We start from the raw sequence: 15,153 nt of genomic DNA, 5'->3' as shown, positions 1-15,153 counted from the left end.
TACTGAGTGGAATCACCACGTCCAGAGCGCATGAGCAAAGCGGCCGTCCCATACATCGAGCTCGCCAGCGCCGATCCTGATATCGCGCAGGAGATGATGCGCTGGCTGTCGCATCTCGGCGCGGAGCGGCGGCTGTCGCCGAAGACGCTGGAAGCCTATGCCCGCGATTTGCGGCAGTGCCTGAATTTCCTCTGCGGCCATTGGGGCGAGCGGGTGACGCTGAAGCGGTTCGCTGCGCTGGAGGCCACCGATATAAGGGCCTTCATGGCGATGCGCCGTGCCGACGATATTGCCGGGCGCTCGCTGATGCGCGCACTCGCGGGCCTGCGCTCGTTCGGCCGCTTCCTCGAACGCGAAGGCAAAGGCAAGGTCGGGGCGCTCTCGGCGATCCGCGCGCCGAAAGTCGCCAAGAGCCTGCCAAAGCCGCTGCCGATGGCGTCGGCCAAACGTCTTGCGGACGCCGACGAGCGCGCCGGCGAGGATCGCGAGAGCTGGATTTTGGCGCGCGATGCCGCGGTGATGGCTCTCCTCTACGGCTCGGGCCTGCGCATCTCCGAAGCGCTGGGGCTGACGCGCCGCGAGGTGCCGCGTCCCGGCGAGGGCGACGTGCTGATCGTAACTGGCAAAGGCAACAAGACCCGCATGGTGCCGGTGCTCCAGAACGTGCTCGAGCTGGTGCAAGAATATGTCGCGATGTGCCCGTATCCGCTGCCGGCCGAAGGCCCGATCTTCGTTGGCGCACGCGGCGGGCCCTTGAGCCCGCGCATCATCCAGCTCGCGATGGAGCGGCTGCGCGGCGCGCTCGGCCTGCCCGACAGCGCCACGCCGCACGCGCTCCGCCATTCCTTCGCGACGCATCTGCTGTCACGCGGCGGCGATTTGCGCGCGATCCAGGAATTGCTCGGCCATGCCTCGCTCTCGACCACGCAGATCTATACCGGCATCGATGCCGAGCGGCTGCTGGAAGTCTATGCCAGCGCGCATCCGCGACGATAGCGGCTCAGTTGGCGAGATACTCGATATCGTAGACGTAGTTCGAGCCGCGCCCGACCTCGACGCGGACCATCGGCCTGAACGTCTCCAGCCGCTCATACAGCGGCGCCGTGACCTTCACCGGTTGGCCCGCGATGCGAACGAAATAGTCCGCCTTGCGACGGCTACCTGACCTCCACGCACGATCGACACGGCCTTCGATCACAAGGCGGGACGTCAGGTGATCGAGAAACAGCATTCGTCCGGCATACCATGCAAGACCGCTGCCGAGCAGCACGATCAGGATCATCGAGGCGAACGCCTTCGCCTTGTCGCCCCATGAGCCGTACAGCGGAGGTTGTCGCAGCTGCGAGCCGACGATAATCAGGCCCAGAACAACGAGGCCGATATGGACGTCGTTGACTGCGATGATCGAGCTCTTGTCATAAAGCCGCAACAGGCCGATGTAGATCAGGCCCAGCGCGAGGACAATCTTGCCGACGAACGGAAAGGCCGCGGTGTTGCGGGCCTTCAGCAGCGCAAACGCGGAGGCGAGGATGGAAGGCCAGACGCAGGCTGCGATGAATTCCGCTGTGGTCATAGGACAGGACTAGATCAGCCCGGACGCGAAACCCTTAATTGCAACGGGCATCGCGGCTTGCCACTTGCGCCCGTCGCGCGGTTCGGTCAATCGTTGGTAAACAGGCAGGAGGGATTTATGAGCGCACATGAAAGCATGGAGCATGCCGAGCACGCCGAACACGCGTCCGGCTCGAACAAGAAGATCGCGCTCCTGATCGCCGTTCTGGCGCTTTTCCTGGCGATCTCCGAGACGCTCGGCAAGGGCGCCCAGACCGAATCGATCAGCAAGAACGTCGAGGCTTCCAACCTCTGGGCCTTCTTCCAGGCCAAGAGCATCCGCCGCACGGTGGTGCAGACCGCGGCCGAGCAGGGCAAGCTGACGTTCGGCGCCGCGACCGACGAGGCCACCAAGGCCGCGGCTCAGAAGCAGATCGAGGACTGGCAGAAGACCGCGCAGCGCTACCGCTCCGAGCCGGAGACCGGCGAAGGCACCGAGCAGCTGGCCGAAAAGGCCAAGCACGCCGAGCATGAGCGCGACGAGGCGACTGCGAAATATCATCACTTCGAGCTGGCGTCCGCCGCCTTCCAGATCGGCATCGTGCTGGCCTCAGCCACAATCATCACCGGCATGCTGCCGCTCGCCTGGATCGCGGGCCTGCTGACGATCGGTGGGCTCATCATGACCGGGCTCGGCCTGTGGTTGCCGCATCTGCTGCATTTGCATTGAGGCGTTGACGCTCTATCGCGCGACATGCGCGCTGTCATGCCCCGGCTTGACCGGGGCATCCAGTACGCCGCGGCTCCTCCGTATCCCATCGCAGTCTCTGGAATACTGGATTGCCCGCCTTCGCGGGCAATGACACTGAACAAGTGGCGACGCTCAGCGCGCTTCGTGCACGCTCTTGCGAAAACGCTGGATCAGGCGGAGCGTGCGGGAGGACCAGCCTTCGCCGTCGCCGGCGATCAGCTCCCTGATGCGCCGCTTGATAGGATCGACCAGCTCCGCGGCCTTGGCACGCAGCTTCAGCACCAGATCATAGAGCCGCTCGAACCAGGCCATCTCCATCAGCTTGTCGCGCGTCACGTCGAACACGAAGGCGGTGACGCCGACCCCGAGCAGCTTTGCGAACACGATGGTGAAGACCGCGCTGGTCCAGTATTCGTGCGTGAGCAGCCACAGGCCGACCAGCTTGAGCGGAAACAGCGGGATGATGGGCACGGCGAACACGATCAGCGTCATCGCCGGCGACAGCGCATCGACGCGGTCCGACAGCCATTGCTTGAACCGCGCGAGCGGAACAATTGCGACAACGCGCGCAACGATCGGTTCGAGATGGTCCCACAGCCAGGCTTCGATCAGGAAGGTGATCGCAAGCAGGACCCAGACCGGTTGAAGCAGGCGGCGTAGCATGTGTTTCCCGCCCGATTCGGCGCTGGGCGCGACCTACATATGGATGGCCCGCTTGCCGACTGCAAGCGCGGCTTCCTTGATGGCCTCCGAGCGGGTCGGGTGCGCGTGGCAGGTGCGCGCGAGATCCTCCGCGCTGCCGCCAAACTCCATGAGAACGGCCGCCTCATGGATCATTTCGCCGGCTTCGCGGCCGATAATGTGCACGCCGAGCACGCGATCGGTCTTCGCATCTGCGAGAATCTTCACAAAGCCGTCGGTGGTCTGGTTGACCTTGGAGCGGCCGTTGGCGGTAAAGGGAAACTTTCCGACGGTATAGGCCACGCCCGCCTGCTTCAGCTCCTCCTCGGTCTTGCCGACGGAGGATACTTCCGGCGTGGTATACACGACGCCTGGGATAACATCGTAGTTCACGTGGCCGGCCTGCCCGGCGATGATCTCGGCAACAGCGACGCCTTCATCCTCGGCCTTGTGCGCGAGCATCGGGCCCGCGACGACGTCGCCGATGGCATAGACGCCCTTCACGCTGGTGGCGAAGTGCGGATCGATCTGCACGCGGCCGCGATTGTCGAGCGCGACGCCGGCTTCCTTCAGGCCCAGCCCCTCCGTGTACGGCACACGGCCGATACAGACGAGAACGACGTCGGCTTCCAGCGTCTCGGCAGCGCCGCCCGCGGCGGGCTCGACCGTCGCCTTCAGCGTCTTGCCGGAGGTGTCCACGCCCGTGACCTTGGCACCCAGCTTGAAGGCAAAGCCCTGCTTCTCCAGGATGCGCTGGAATTGCTTGGCGATCTCGCCGTCCATGCCGGGCAGGATGCGGTCGAGGAATTCGACGACGACGACTTCGGCGCCGAGACGGTGCCAGACCGAGCCGAGCTCGAGCCCGATCACGCCGGCGCCGACGATCAGCAGCTTGCCCGGGACCTTGTCCAGCGACAGCGCGCCGGTCGACGACACGATGCGCGTCTCGTCGATCTCGATGCCCTTGAGGCGCGCGATGTCCGAGCCGGTCGCGATCACGATGCTCTTGGTTTCGATCACCTGCGACTTGCCGTCGGCGGAGACTTCGACCTTGCCGGTGCCGAGGATCTTGCCGGCGCCCTTGAGCACGTCGATCTTGTTCTTCTTCATCAGGAACTCGACGCCCTTGACGTTGCCGTCGATGCCCTGCTGCTTGAAGTTCATCATCGCAGGCAAATCGAGCTTCGGCGCGGAGACGCTGACGCCCATCTTGGCGAAGGAATGCCCGGCCTCCTCGAACATTTCGGAGGCGTGCAGCAGCGCCTTGGACGGCATGCAGCCGACATTGAGGCAGGTACCGCCGAGCGTCGCGTTCTTTTCGACCACGGCGACTTTCATGCCGAGCTGCGCTGCACGCACCGCGCAGACATAACCGCCCGGTCCGGTGCCGATGACGACGAGATCGTATGCCATGAGAGAAAGTCCCGTAAGTTTAGCGTTGAGGGATGTGTCAGCGTCCGCGCAGCGCGTCAGCGTCCGCCGGACACATCGAGAATCGCTGAGGTGACGTAGGAGGCCTCGTCCGACATCAGCCAGACGATGGCATTGGCGACTTCATCGGCAGTACCGACGCGCTTCATCGGCACCATATGGGCCAGACGATGGGCGCGGTCGGGCTCACCGCCTGCAGCGTGGATTTCGGTGTCGATCAGGCCGGGCCGGATGCCCGCGACGCGAATGCCCTCGCCGGCAACCTCATAGCCGAGGCCGACGGTGAAGGAATCGATCGCGCCCTTGGACGCGGCATAGTCGACATAGGTGTTCGGCGCGCCGAGCTTGGCGGCAACCGATGACAGATTGACGATGACGCCGCCCTGGCCGCCGTGCCTGGTCGACATCCGCTTCACCGCTTCGCGCGCGCAGAGGATGGAGCCGGTGACGTTGACCGCCATCACGCGCTGGATGCGCTCGGCCGACATCTCGTCGACGCGCACGCCGCTGGTTCCGACGATACCGCCATTGTTGACGAGCGCGCCGAGCGTGCCGAACGCGTCCGCGGCCTTGAACAACGCAAGGATGTCGCTTTCCTCGGCCACGTCGCATTTCACCGCGATGGCCTTGCCGTTGCTGGCCGCGATCTCCGCGACCACCTCGTCGGCGGCCGTCTTGTTGCTGGCATAGCCGACGACGATTCGGAAGCCGCGCTTGGCTGCCGCAATCGCGGTCGCCCGGCCAATGCCGCGGCTGCCGCCGGTGATGACAACGACTTTATCCGTCACGCGCGCCTCCATGGTTCGACACGCGCCGTCGCGAAAGGCGACGGCGCTCGCAGAGCATCAGGGATCAGAGATCGAGCACCAGACGCGCCGGATCTTCCAGGCTCTCCTTGACGCGAACCAGGAAGGTCACGGCTTCCTTGCCGTCGATGACGCGGTGATCGTAGGACAGCGCCAGATACATCATCGGGCGGACCTCGATCTTGCCGCCGACGACCATCGGCCGCTCCTGGATCTTGTGCATGCCGAGGATGCCGGACTGCGGCGCGTTGAGGATCGGGGTCGACATCAGCGAGCCGTAGATGCCGCCGTTGGTGATGGTGAAGGTGCCGCCCTGCATCTCGTCGATCTTGAGCTGGCCGTCACGGGCGCGGCGACCGAAATCGGCGATGCCCTTTTCGATGTCGGCGATCGACTTGTTGTCGCAGTCGCGCACCACGGGCACGACGAGGCCCTTGTCGGTGCCGACGGCGACGCCGATGTGATAGTAGTTCTTGTAGATCAGATCGGTGCCATCGATCTCGGCGTTGACGGCCGGAATATCCTTCAGCCCCTGCACGACGGCCTTGGTGAAGAAGCCCATGAAGCCGAGCTTCGATCCATGCTTCTTCTCGAACGCATCCTTGTAGTGGGCGCGCAGCGCCATGACGTTGGTCATGTCGACCTCGTTGAAGGTCGTGAGCATGGCGGCGGTGTTCTGCACGTCCTTGAGGCGGCGCGCGATGGTCTGGCGCAGCCGGGTCATCTTGACGCGCTCTTCGCGGGCGGCGTCATCGGCCGGCGAGGGTGCGCGGACCTGAACCGCTGCGGCCGGCTGGTTGACCGGGGTCGGCGCCGAGGCCGCACGCTCGATCGCGGCGAGCATGTCGCCCTTGGTGACGCGGCCATCCTTGCCGGAGCCGGGAACGGTCGAGGCGTCGATGCCGGTCTCGGCCGAGAGCTTGCGCACGGACGGGGCGAGCGGCGCATCCGCCGGCGGCGCCTTCGCCGCAGCGGGAGCAGCCGCAGCGGCGGCAGCAGGAGCGGCAGCCGCGGGCTTTGCAGACGCAGCGGGCGCCGGCTTGGCAGCGCCGGCGGCACCTTCGGTAATCTGGCCAAGCAGCGCGCCGACCGCGACGGTGGCGCCGTCGGCGGCGATGATCTCGCTCAGCGTGCCGGCGGAGGGCGCCGGGACTTCGATGGTCACCTTGTCGGTCTCGAGCTCCACCAGAGGCTCGTCGACGGCGACGGGATCGCCGGCCTTCTTGAACCAGCGGCCGATGGTGGCCTCGGTGACGGATTCGCCGAGGGTCGGCACACGAATTTCAGTCATGGTTTTTTCCTTAAGGAGATCGCCAATGCGGTCGGGAATTTCACAGGTGTCATGCCCCGCGAAGGCGGGGCATCCAGTACTCCGCGGCGTTCGTGGTCATCACGGCCGTCACGACGTACTGGATCGCCCGCCTTCGCGGGCGATGACAGCGTCCTAAAAAACTTCTCAGCTCAATGCTTCGTCCAGGAACGCCTTCAACTGGGCCTGATGCTTCGACATCAGACCGGTCGCGGTCGCGGCGGAGGCGGCGCGGCCGACATAACGCGGACGCCGGCTCGCACCGTTCACCTGGTTCAGCACCCATTCCAGATAGGGCTCGATGAAGTGCCAGGCACCCATGTTGCGGGGCTCTTCCTGGCACCACACCACTTCGGCCTTCTTGAAGCGCGACAGCTCGGCCACCAGCGCCTTCAGCGGCACCGGATAGAGCTGCTCGACGCGCATCAGATAGATGTCGTCCATCCCGCGCTTCTCGCGCTCCTCGTAGAGGTCGTAATAGACCTTGCCCGAGCAGAGCACGATGCGGCGGATCTTCTCGTCGGGGACGAGCTTGATCGCTTCGCTCGGCAGCATCTGGGCGTCGTCATAGAGGATGCGGTGGAAGGTCGTTCCCTTCGCGAGCTCCTCGAGGCGCGACACCGCCCGCTTGTGACGCAGCAGCGACTTCGGCGTCATCACGATCAGCGGCTTGCGGATCTCGCGGTGGAGCTGCCGGCGCAGCACGTGGAAGTAGTTCGCCGGCGTGGTCGGATAGACCACCTGCATGTTGTCTTCCGCGCACATCTGGAGATAACGCTCCAGACGCGCCGAGGAGTGCTCCGGCCCCTGGCCTTCATAGCCATGCGGCAGGAGGCAGACGAGGCCGGACATGCGCAGCCATTTGCGCTCACCCGAGGAGATGAACTGGTCGAACACGACCTGCGCGCCGTTGGCGAAGTCGCCGAACTGCGCTTCCCACAGGGTCAACGTGTTCGGCTCGGCGAGCGAATAGCCGTATTCGAAGCCGAGCACGGCTTCTTCCGACAGCAGCGAGTTGATGACCTCGTAATGGCCCTGCTCGTGTCCGAGATGGTTGAACGGCGTGTAGCGGCTCTCATCTTCCTGGTCGATCAGGACCGAGTGGCGCTGCGAGAAGGTGCCGCGCTCCGAATCCTGTCCGGACAGGCGGACATGGTGGTTCTCGTTGAGCAGCGTGCAGAACGCCAGCGCCTCGCCGGTCGCCCAGTCGATGCCCGTGCCGCCGTCGATCGCCTTGGCGCGGTTTTCGAGGAAGCGCTGGATGGTGCGGTGGACGCGGAAACCATCCGGCACCTTGGTGATCTTGCGACCGATGTCCTTCAGTGCGGTGATGTCGACGCCGGTGACGCCACGCCGCGCGTCTTCTTCCTGATCGGCGATCTTGAAGCCGGCCCATTTGCCGTCGAGCCAGTCGGCCTTGTTGGGCTTGTAGCCGGAGCCGGCTTCGAGCTCGGCATCGAGCCGCGCGCGCCAGTCCGCCTTGGCTTTCTCGACCTCGCCCTCGGTCAGCACGCCTTCGCTGATGAGACGGCGGGCGTAGAGCTCGAGCGTCGAGGGATGGGCTGCGATCTTCTTGTACATCACCGGCTGGGTGAAAGCCGGCTCGTCGCCCTCGTTATGGCCATGCCTGCGGTAGCAGAACATGTCGATGACGACGGGCTTGTGGAATTTCTGCCGGAACTCGGTCGCGACCTTGGCCGCGAACACGACGGCTTCCGGATCGTCGCCGTTGACGTGGAAGATCGGCGCGTCGATCATCTTCGCCACGTCGGACGGGTAAGGCGACGAACGGGAATAACGCGGATAGGTGGTGAAGCCGATCTGGTTGTTGACGATGAAGTGCACGGAGCCGCCGGTGCGGTAGCCCTTCAGGTCCGACAGGCCGAAGCATTCCGCGACCACGCCTTGGCCCGCGAACGCTGCGTCGCCATGCATTAACAGCGGCATCACCGAGATGCGCATATCCGGCGGATCGCCGTGCTGGTCCTGCTTGGCGCGGACTTTGCCGAGCACGACGGGATCGACGATCTCGAGATGCGAGGGGTTGGCGGTCAGCGACAGATGGATGCGGTTGCCGTCGAACTCGCGGTCCGAGGACGCACCGAGGTGATATTTGACGTCGCCCGAGCCTTCGACCGCATCAGGATTGGCCGAACCGCCCTTGAACTCGTGGAACAGCGCGCGATGCGGCTTGCCCATCACCTGGGTCAGCACGTTGAGGCGGCCGCGATGCGGCATGCCCAGCACGACCTCCTTCACGCCGAGATTGCCGCCGCGCTTGATGATCTGCTCGAGCGCGGGGATCAGCGATTCGGCACCGTCCAAGCCGAAGCGCTTGGTGCCGGTGAACTTGGTGTCGCAGAACTTCTCGAAGCCTTCGGCTTCGACCAGCTTCATCAGGATGGCGCGGCGGCCTTCGCGGGTGAAGGAGATTTCCTTGTCCGGCCCCTCGATGCGCTCCTGGATCCACGCCTTCTGCGCCGCGTTCGTAATATGCATGAACTCGACGCCGAGCGTCTGGCAGTAGGTGCGCTCGCAGATCGCGGTGATTTCGCGCAAGCTGGCGTATTCGAGACCGAGCACATGGTCGAGGAAGATCTTGCGGTCGAAATCGGCTTCGCTGAAGCCGTAGGTCCGCGGGTCGAGCTCTTCGCGATTGCGCTGGGCTTCGATGCCGAGCGGATCGAGCTTGGCGTGGAAGTGGCCGCGCATGCGGTAGGAGCGGATCAGCATCAGCGCGCGGACCGAGTCGCGGGTGGCCTGGAGCAGGTCGGCGGAGGAAAGGCCGCCGGCCTTGTCGCCACCCCTGGCCTGCGCCTTGGCCGCGATCTTGGCGCCGACCGTCTTCTCGACTTCCGCCCAATTGCCGTCGAGCGCGGAGGTCAGATCGTCCTGCGGGGTCAGCGGCCAGTTGGCGCGCTCCCAGGACGGGCCTTGGGCGTTCTTGCTGATGTCACCCGGCTGGTCGTTGAGGCTCTTGAAGAAGTCCTGCCACTCGGCATCCACCGAGGACGGGTCCTTCTCGTAGCGGGCGTAGATTTCGTCGATGTAGGTGGCGTTGGTGCCCTGCAAAAAGGAGGAGAGGGCAAAGGCTGCGTTCGCGTCTTGGCGAGACATGCTTGAGTTCCTGGCGATTTCGGTTCGCGCATAACAAACGGCGCTGGCGCTGGGCTCCCCGGCAGAGGACCAGCGCGACAGGCACCATTTACCCTATTTGCTGCGAAACTTCGCCCGGAAAATTACGAAGATGTGAATCAGCCCTTCAATTTTTCGGCAAGCGTGTGGCCAAGACGAGCGGGAGACGGCGACACTGTAATTCCAGCCGATTTCATCGCGTCGGTCTTGGAACCAGCGTCACCCTTGCCGCCCGAAATGATCGCGCCGGCGTGGCCCATGCGGCGGCCGGGAGGGGCCGTGACACCGGCAATGAAACCGACCATCGGCTTCTTGCGGCCGCGCTTGGCCTCGTCCTTAAGGAACTGGGCGGCGTCCTCCTCGGCGGAACCGCCGATCTCGCCGATCATGATGATCGACTCGGTCTTGGGATCGCCGAGCAGCATTTCCAGCACGTCGATGAACTCGGTTCCCTTGACCGGGTCGCCGCCAATGCCGACCGCCGTGGTTTGGCCGAGGCCTTCCTGGGTGGTCTGGAACACGGCTTCGTAGGTCAGGGTGCCGGAGCGCGAGACGATGCCGACGCTGCCGGTCTTGAAAATGTTGGCCGGCATGATGCCGATCTTGCACTCGCCGGCGGTCATGACACCTGGGCAGTTCGGCCCGATCAGGCGCGACTTGGAGCCGGCCAGCGAACGCTTCACCCTGACCATGTCGATGACCGGGATACCTTCGGTGATGCAGACGATCAGCGGGATCTCGGCGTCGATGGCTTCGCAAATCGCATCGGCCGCGCCCGGCGGCGGCACGTAGATCACCGATGCATCGGCGCCGGTCTTCTCACGCGCCTCGCGCACGGTGTCGAACACCGGCAGGCCCAGATGCGTCGCGCCGCCTTTGCCGGGCGAGGTGCCGCCGACCATCTTGGTGCCATAGGCAATCGCGGCCTCCGAATGGAAGGTGCCGTTCTTGCCGGTAAAGCCCTGGCAGATGACCTTGGTGTTCTTGTCGATCAGGATGGACATGAGGTCTGCTTTCGCGAAACTAACGAGTGAGAGGTCAGTGGATGCGGCGGTAGACGCCGGTGAGCACGTCGGCCCAGCCTTCCGCGTCCGGCGAGAACTGGATCTTCAACGAATAGGAATCGTCGTCGATGATTTCATAGACGTGGCGCGCATTGCCGCGGAGCGAGCCGCGCACCAGCGTCAGGGTCTTGCCGACCCACCCGCCGGAGGCGGGCGAGGGCGGCGTGTAGCCGAGCGAATCGTACCAGAACAATTTGTAGGTCCGGTCTTCGCGGTCGAAGGTGAAGATGCCGTGGGTGGCGAAGCTCTGCTTGCCCTCGCGGGTCTGGACCGAGTCCTGGATCAGGTAGAAGCCATTGAGATCCATGTGGGCCACGACGCGAGAAGTCGCCGTCCCGCCCTCCGTCCACCGCGACGGAAAGACCACCTCTTCGCCATTCCATTCACCGGCGAACGCGGCAAGACGCGCGTGCTCCGGCAGCGGGGATGATGCAGCGAGATGGTCCTGGGTCATGGCCTCAGCCTCCCTTGACGGCCTTCACGATCTTCTGCGCGGCGTCGTCGAGATTGTCGGCCGGCACCACGTTCAGGCCGGATTCACGGATGATCTTCTTGCCCAGCTCGACATTGGTGCCTTCGAGGCGAACCACCAGAGGCACGCTGAGGCCGACCTCGCGCACGGCGGCGGTGACGCCCTCGGCGATCACGTCGCACTTCATGATGCCACCGAAGATGTTGACCAGAATGCCCTTCACGTTGGGATCCGCGGTGATGATCTTGAAGGCGGCCGCGACCTTTTCCTTGCTGGCGCTGCCGCCGACGTCGAGGAAGTTCGCCGGCGCCATGCCGTAGAGCTTGATGATGTCCATCGTCGCCATCGCGAGGCCGGCGCCGTTGACCATGCAGCCGATATTGCCGTCGAGGGTGACGTAGTTGAGGTCGTATTTCGACGCCTCGATTTCCTTGGCGTCCTCCTCGGTCTCGTCGCGCAGCGCGAGCACCTCGGGGTGACGGAACAGGGCGTTGTCGTCGAACGACACCTTGGCGTCGAGCACGCGGAGCTGACCCTGCTTGGTCACGACCAGCGGGTTGATCTCCAGCATCGACATGTCCTTGGCGACAAAGGCCGCGTAGAGCTGCGCGGTGAGCTTCTCGGCCTGCTTGGCGAGATCGCCGGAGAGTTTTAGCGCGTTCGCGACGGTGCGGCCGTGATGGCCCATGATGCCGGTCGCGGGATCGATCGAGAAGGTCACGATCTTCTCAGGCGTGTTGTGCGCGACGTCCTCGATGTTGACGCCGCCCTCGGTCGACACCACGAAGGAGACGCGGGAGGTCTCGCGGTCGACCAGGATCGAGAGGTAGAATTCCTTGTCGATGTCGGAGCCGTCCTCGATGTAGAGGCGGTTGACCTGCTTGCCGGCGGGTCCGGTCTGGATGGTGACGAGCGTTGCGCCGAGCATCTGCTTGGCGAATTCGGAAACTTCCGCGGCCGACTTGGCGATGCGGACGCCGCCCTTGTCGCCGGCCGAGGCTTCCTTGAACTTGCCCTTGCCGCGGCCGCCGGCGTGGATCTGGCTCTTCACGACCCAGACCGGGCCCGGAAGTGCCTTTGCCGCCGCGTCCGCGTCGGCCGCCTTCAGGACCGGAACGCCCTTGGAGATCGCGACGCCGAACTCGTTCAGCAGCGCTTTGGCCTGATATTCATGGATATTCATATGGTCGCTCCCTGAACCCGCGGGCGGTGACCTCGTAGGCCCACCTCAGTCTTGTGGCTGGCATACCATATACCACAGGAACTGCAACCCGGATTCTCTGACATCGATCTCTGGACTTGCGGACCAGGACCCGCCGCAACCTTAAACAAGGTTTGGCGGAACCCCGGAAATGAAACCGCCGAAGACCGGGCTTCGGTCTTCGGCGGAATGTTTTGACCTTAGCGGCCCAGAAGGTCGGGTGCGATCTTCTTGCAGGCGTCAACCAGACCCTGCACCGCGCCGACCGACTTGTCGAAGGCTTCGCGGTCCTTGCCGACGAGCTCGATCTCGACGACGCGCTCGACACCCTTGGAGCCGATCACGACGGGCACGCCGACATACATGTCCTTCACGCCGTATTCGCCGTTCAGGTAGGCGGCCGAGGCCAGCACGCGCTTCTTGTCACGCAGATAGCTCTCGGCCATCGCGATCGCGGAAGCCGCCGGCGCGTAGAAGGCCGAGCCGGTCTTGAGCAGGTTGACGATCTCGGCGCCGCCGTTGCGGGTGCGGTCGACGATCTCGTCGAGGCGCGCCTGGGAGGTCCAGCCCATCTTGACGAGATCGGGCAGCGGGATGCCGGCGACGGTGGAGTATTTTACCAGCGGCACCATGGTGTCGCCATGGCCGCCCAGCACGAAGGCGGTGACGTCTTCGACCGAAACGTTGAACTCGTCGGCCAGGAAGTAGCGGAAGCGCGACGAATCCAGCACGCCGGCCATGCCGACGACCTTCTTGTGCGGCAGGCCGCTAGCCTTCTGCAGCGCCCAGACCATCGCGTCGAGCGGGTTGGTGATGCAGATGACGAAAGCGTCGGGGGCGTATTTCTTGATGCCGGCGCCGACCTGTTCCATGACCTTGAGGTTGATCGAGAGGAGGTCGTCGCGGCTCATGCCGGGCTTGCGCGGCACGCCGGCGGTGACGATGCAGACCTTTGCGTTGTCGAGCGCCTCGTAGGAGTTGGCGCCGGTGTAGTGCGCGTCAAAGCCGTCGACCGGCGAGGACTGCGCGATGTCGAGCGCCTTGCCCTGCGGCACGCCCTCGGCGATGTCGAACATCACCACGTCGCCCAGCTCTTTCAGGCCGATGAGATGAGCCAGCGTTCCGCCGATCTGACCGGAGCCAATCAAAGCAATCTTGTCGCGCGCCATGTGAGCCTGTCCTTTAGACACGTAAGGAGGGGAAAACTGAGACGGGTGGTTATCCCTTTCGCCTCCCCCGTTCAAGTCACGGCTTGCCCAATTGTCGGGCTTGCCGCGTATTCGAGCGCAACCTCGTCATTCCGGGGCTTGGGAAGCGTCGCGCCCGGAATGACAGCGCTGGCAAATAGGACTTAAGTCCCGCCCAAGCCCTTTACGTCTCAACCAAACCTTTGGTCGAGCCGCTGGCGGTGGAATCCTTGCGGCCGTGGGGCAGCGCCAGATAGGATTCCGAGCTCATTTCGATCAGGCGCGAGGCGGTGCGCTTGAACTCGTTGGCCTCGTTGCCCTCGTTGGCAAGATAGAGCGAGATCGGGTTGGCATCGGCCGAGGCCATCAGCTTCACGGCATTGTCATAGAGCGTGTCGATCAGCGTGATGAAGCGCTTGGCGGCGTTGCGCTGGGAGAAATCCATCACTGGAATATGGTCGACCAGGATGGTGTGATAATCGTGCGCCAGCCTGAGATAGTCCGACGCCCCGAGCGGCTTCTCGCAGAGATCGGCGAACGCGAAGCGCGCCACGCCGTGGGCCGAGCGCGGCACGTGCAGGGTGCGGCCCTTGATCGAAATATCCCGCGACTTGCATTTGGCGCCGCCTGACATCTTCGACCAGGCACGGTCGAGCGCGGCGTCCGCCTCAGTGTCTGCCGGCGTCAGCCACATCGGCACGCCCTGAAGCTTTTCCAACCGGAAGTCGGTGCGCGCGTCGAGCCGCAGCACGTCCATGTGATCGGTGATCTGCCTGATGAAGGGCAGGAACAGCGAACGGTTCAGACCACCCTTGTAGAGGTCGTCAGGCGCGACGTTGGAGGTCGCGACCACCACGGTGCCGAGCTCCAGCAGCTTTGCGAACAGGCGGCCGAGGATCATCGCGTCCGCAATGTCGGTGACGTGGAATTCGTCGAAACAAAGCAGCCAGCTCTCCTCGAAGATCGCATGCGCGGTCAGCGCGATGACGTCGCCGTCAGCGATCTCGCCGCGCGCGATGCCCTGGCGAAAATCGTAGATGCGCTCGTGCACCTCGGCCATGAATTCGTGGAAATGCGCGCGCCGCTTGTGCTCGACGGTCGAGTGCTGGAAGAACAGATCCATCAGCATGGTCTTGCCGCGACCGACCTCGCCATGGACGTAGAGTCCGTGGGGCGCCTCGTCCTTGTCGCTGCTGAACAGGCGGCTGAGCAGGCCCTGCTTGCGCGCCGGCTTGTAGTCGGCGAGCCGCTGGTCGAGCGCCGCATAGGCGTCGGCAATTTCGGCCTGCGCAGCATCGGGCTCGATCGCGCCGGACGCGATCTGGGCCTGATAGGCCTCGCGAAATGAGGAACTGGGGGTCGAGAGCATGCTCTTTACCGCCAGAGATGAGCGGAAATTGCAAGCCGTGAATTGGGGCGGGGCGCTATGCGTTCGGTGTCCCGGACGCGCTACAGCGTGCAACGCTACTGCGCAGAGCCGGGACCCACCATTTGGTACATCGATCGTGGAGCGATGGGCCTCTGCTCTGCAGCGCACCGCTTCGCGCTGCGCAGCGTCCGGGGCA

General features: G+C 64.4%; 13 protein-coding genes. 2 read left to right on the top strand and 11 right to left on the bottom strand.

Going from position 1 to position 15,153, the window contains the following annotated elements; translation table 11 throughout:
* Positions 1-30: 30 nt before the first annotated feature.
* Positions 31-996 carry a tyrosine recombinase XerC gene (locus tag IVB40_RS00935; protein ID WP_247817864.1) on the top strand — a complete coding sequence of 322 codons (966 nt, stop codon included), beginning with the start codon at positions 31-33 and terminating at the stop codon, positions 994-996.
* A gap of 4 nt (positions 997-1,000) precedes the next feature.
* On the opposite strand, the gene IVB40_RS00930 is transcribed toward IVB40_RS00935, so the two are convergent.
* Positions 1,001-1,573 carry a hypothetical protein gene (locus tag IVB40_RS00930; protein ID WP_027566408.1) on the bottom strand — a complete coding sequence of 191 codons (573 nt, stop codon included), beginning with the start codon at positions 1,571-1,573 and terminating at the stop codon, positions 1,001-1,003.
* Positions 1,574-1,690: 117 nt separating this feature from the next.
* Between IVB40_RS00930 and IVB40_RS00925 the strand changes: the two genes are divergently transcribed.
* Positions 1,691-2,281 (top strand): DUF4337 domain-containing protein, encoded by a 591-nt coding sequence (locus IVB40_RS00925; protein WP_247817863.1) that lies wholly within the window; start codon positions 1,691-1,693, stop codon positions 2,279-2,281.
* 153 nt (positions 2,282-2,434) lie between these two features.
* Here IVB40_RS00925 and IVB40_RS00920 read toward each other — a convergent pair whose 3' ends face one another.
* The 10 genes from IVB40_RS00920 to zapE form a co-directional block, all read right to left on the bottom strand.
* On the bottom strand, positions 2,435-2,965 hold the full coding sequence (locus tag IVB40_RS00920; protein ID WP_247817862.1) for a hypothetical protein: 531 nt from the start codon (positions 2,963-2,965) through the stop codon (positions 2,435-2,437).
* A gap of 33 nt (positions 2,966-2,998) precedes the next feature.
* The gene (gene lpdA, locus IVB40_RS00915; protein ID WP_247358169.1) at positions 2,999-4,396 is read right to left on the bottom strand and encodes a dihydrolipoyl dehydrogenase; all 1,398 of its coding nucleotides are present in this window, start codon (positions 4,394-4,396) and stop codon (positions 2,999-3,001) included.
* A gap of 56 nt (positions 4,397-4,452) precedes the next feature.
* Positions 4,453-5,202 carry an SDR family oxidoreductase gene (locus IVB40_RS00910; RefSeq protein ID WP_247439426.1) on the bottom strand — a complete coding sequence of 250 codons (750 nt, stop codon included), beginning with the start codon at positions 5,200-5,202 and terminating at the stop codon, positions 4,453-4,455.
* A gap of 64 nt (positions 5,203-5,266) precedes the next feature.
* Positions 5,267-6,511, bottom strand: coding sequence for a 2-oxoglutarate dehydrogenase complex dihydrolipoyllysine-residue succinyltransferase (gene odhB, locus IVB40_RS00905; protein ID WP_247817861.1), 1,245 nt, complete (start codon positions 6,509-6,511; stop codon positions 5,267-5,269).
* Positions 6,512-6,676: 165 nt separating this feature from the next.
* A complete protein-coding gene (locus tag IVB40_RS00900; RefSeq protein WP_247817860.1) occupies positions 6,677-9,646 on the bottom strand; it encodes a 2-oxoglutarate dehydrogenase E1 component in 2,970 nt (989 codons plus the stop codon).
* A 137-nt stretch (positions 9,647-9,783) separates the two neighbouring features.
* A complete protein-coding gene (sucD, locus tag IVB40_RS00895) occupies positions 9,784-10,668 on the bottom strand; it encodes a succinate--CoA ligase subunit alpha (RefSeq protein ID WP_027515000.1) in 885 nt (294 codons plus the stop codon).
* Positions 10,669-10,702: 34 nt separating this feature from the next.
* Entirely contained in the window at positions 10,703-11,182 is a 480-nt protein-coding gene (locus tag IVB40_RS00890) for a DUF1579 family protein (RefSeq protein WP_247817859.1), read from the bottom strand.
* Between the two features lie 4 nt (positions 11,183-11,186).
* Positions 11,187-12,383: an ADP-forming succinate--CoA ligase subunit beta gene (gene sucC / locus IVB40_RS00885; protein WP_027566399.1), complete on the bottom strand. Its 1,197-nt coding sequence runs from the start codon at positions 12,381-12,383 to the stop codon at positions 11,187-11,189.
* Positions 12,384-12,601: 218 nt separating this feature from the next.
* Positions 12,602-13,570: a malate dehydrogenase gene (gene mdh, locus IVB40_RS00880; protein WP_007598869.1), complete on the bottom strand. Its 969-nt coding sequence runs from the start codon at positions 13,568-13,570 to the stop codon at positions 12,602-12,604.
* Between the two features lie 202 nt (positions 13,571-13,772).
* The gene (zapE, locus tag IVB40_RS00875; protein WP_247817858.1) at positions 13,773-14,957 is read right to left on the bottom strand and encodes a cell division protein ZapE; all 1,185 of its coding nucleotides are present in this window, start codon (positions 14,955-14,957) and stop codon (positions 13,773-13,775) included.
* Positions 14,958-15,153: the final 196 nt, after the last annotated feature.

It is taken from the genome of Bradyrhizobium sp. 40 (assembly GCF_023100925.1).
Lineage (GTDB): Bacteria > Pseudomonadota > Alphaproteobacteria > Rhizobiales > Xanthobacteraceae > Bradyrhizobium.
Note: the sequence above shows the minus strand (reverse complement) of the source record. Positions and strands in the feature narration are given on the sequence as shown.

Bases quoted from the DNA above. Each gene is read 5' to 3' on its own strand.
- mdh (WP_007598869.1), bottom strand. From the start codon at position 13,570: ATGGCGCGCGACAAGATTGCTTTGATTGGCTCCGGTCAGATCGGCGGA.
- lpdA (WP_247358169.1), bottom strand. From the start codon at position 4,396: ATGGCATACGATCTCGTCGTCATCGGCACCGGACCGGGCGGTTATGTC.
- odhB (WP_247817861.1), bottom strand. From the start codon at position 6,511: ATGACTGAAATTCGTGTGCCGACCCTCGGCGAATCCGTCACCGAGGCC.
- IVB40_RS00930 (WP_027566408.1), bottom strand. From the start codon at position 1,573: ATGACCACAGCGGAATTCATCGCAGCCTGCGTCTGGCCTTCCATCCTC.
- IVB40_RS00900 (WP_247817860.1), bottom strand. From the start codon at position 9,646: ATGTCTCGCCAAGACGCGAACGCAGCCTTTGCCCTCTCCTCCTTTTTG.
- zapE (WP_247817858.1), bottom strand. From the start codon at position 14,957: ATGCTCTCGACCCCCAGTTCCTCATTTCGCGAGGCCTATCAGGCCCAG.
- sucD (WP_027515000.1), bottom strand. From the start codon at position 10,668: ATGTCCATCCTGATCGACAAGAACACCAAGGTCATCTGCCAGGGCTTT.
- IVB40_RS00935 (WP_247817864.1), top strand. From the start codon at position 31: ATGAGCAAAGCGGCCGTCCCATACATCGAGCTCGCCAGCGCCGATCCT.
- sucC (WP_027566399.1), bottom strand. From the start codon at position 12,383: ATGAATATCCATGAATATCAGGCCAAAGCGCTGCTGAACGAGTTCGGC.
- IVB40_RS00890 (WP_247817859.1), bottom strand. From the start codon at position 11,182: ATGACCCAGGACCATCTCGCTGCATCATCCCCGCTGCCGGAGCACGCG.
- IVB40_RS00925 (WP_247817863.1), top strand. From the start codon at position 1,691: ATGAGCGCACATGAAAGCATGGAGCATGCCGAGCACGCCGAACACGCG.
- IVB40_RS00920 (WP_247817862.1), bottom strand. From the start codon at position 2,965: ATGCTACGCCGCCTGCTTCAACCGGTCTGGGTCCTGCTTGCGATCACC.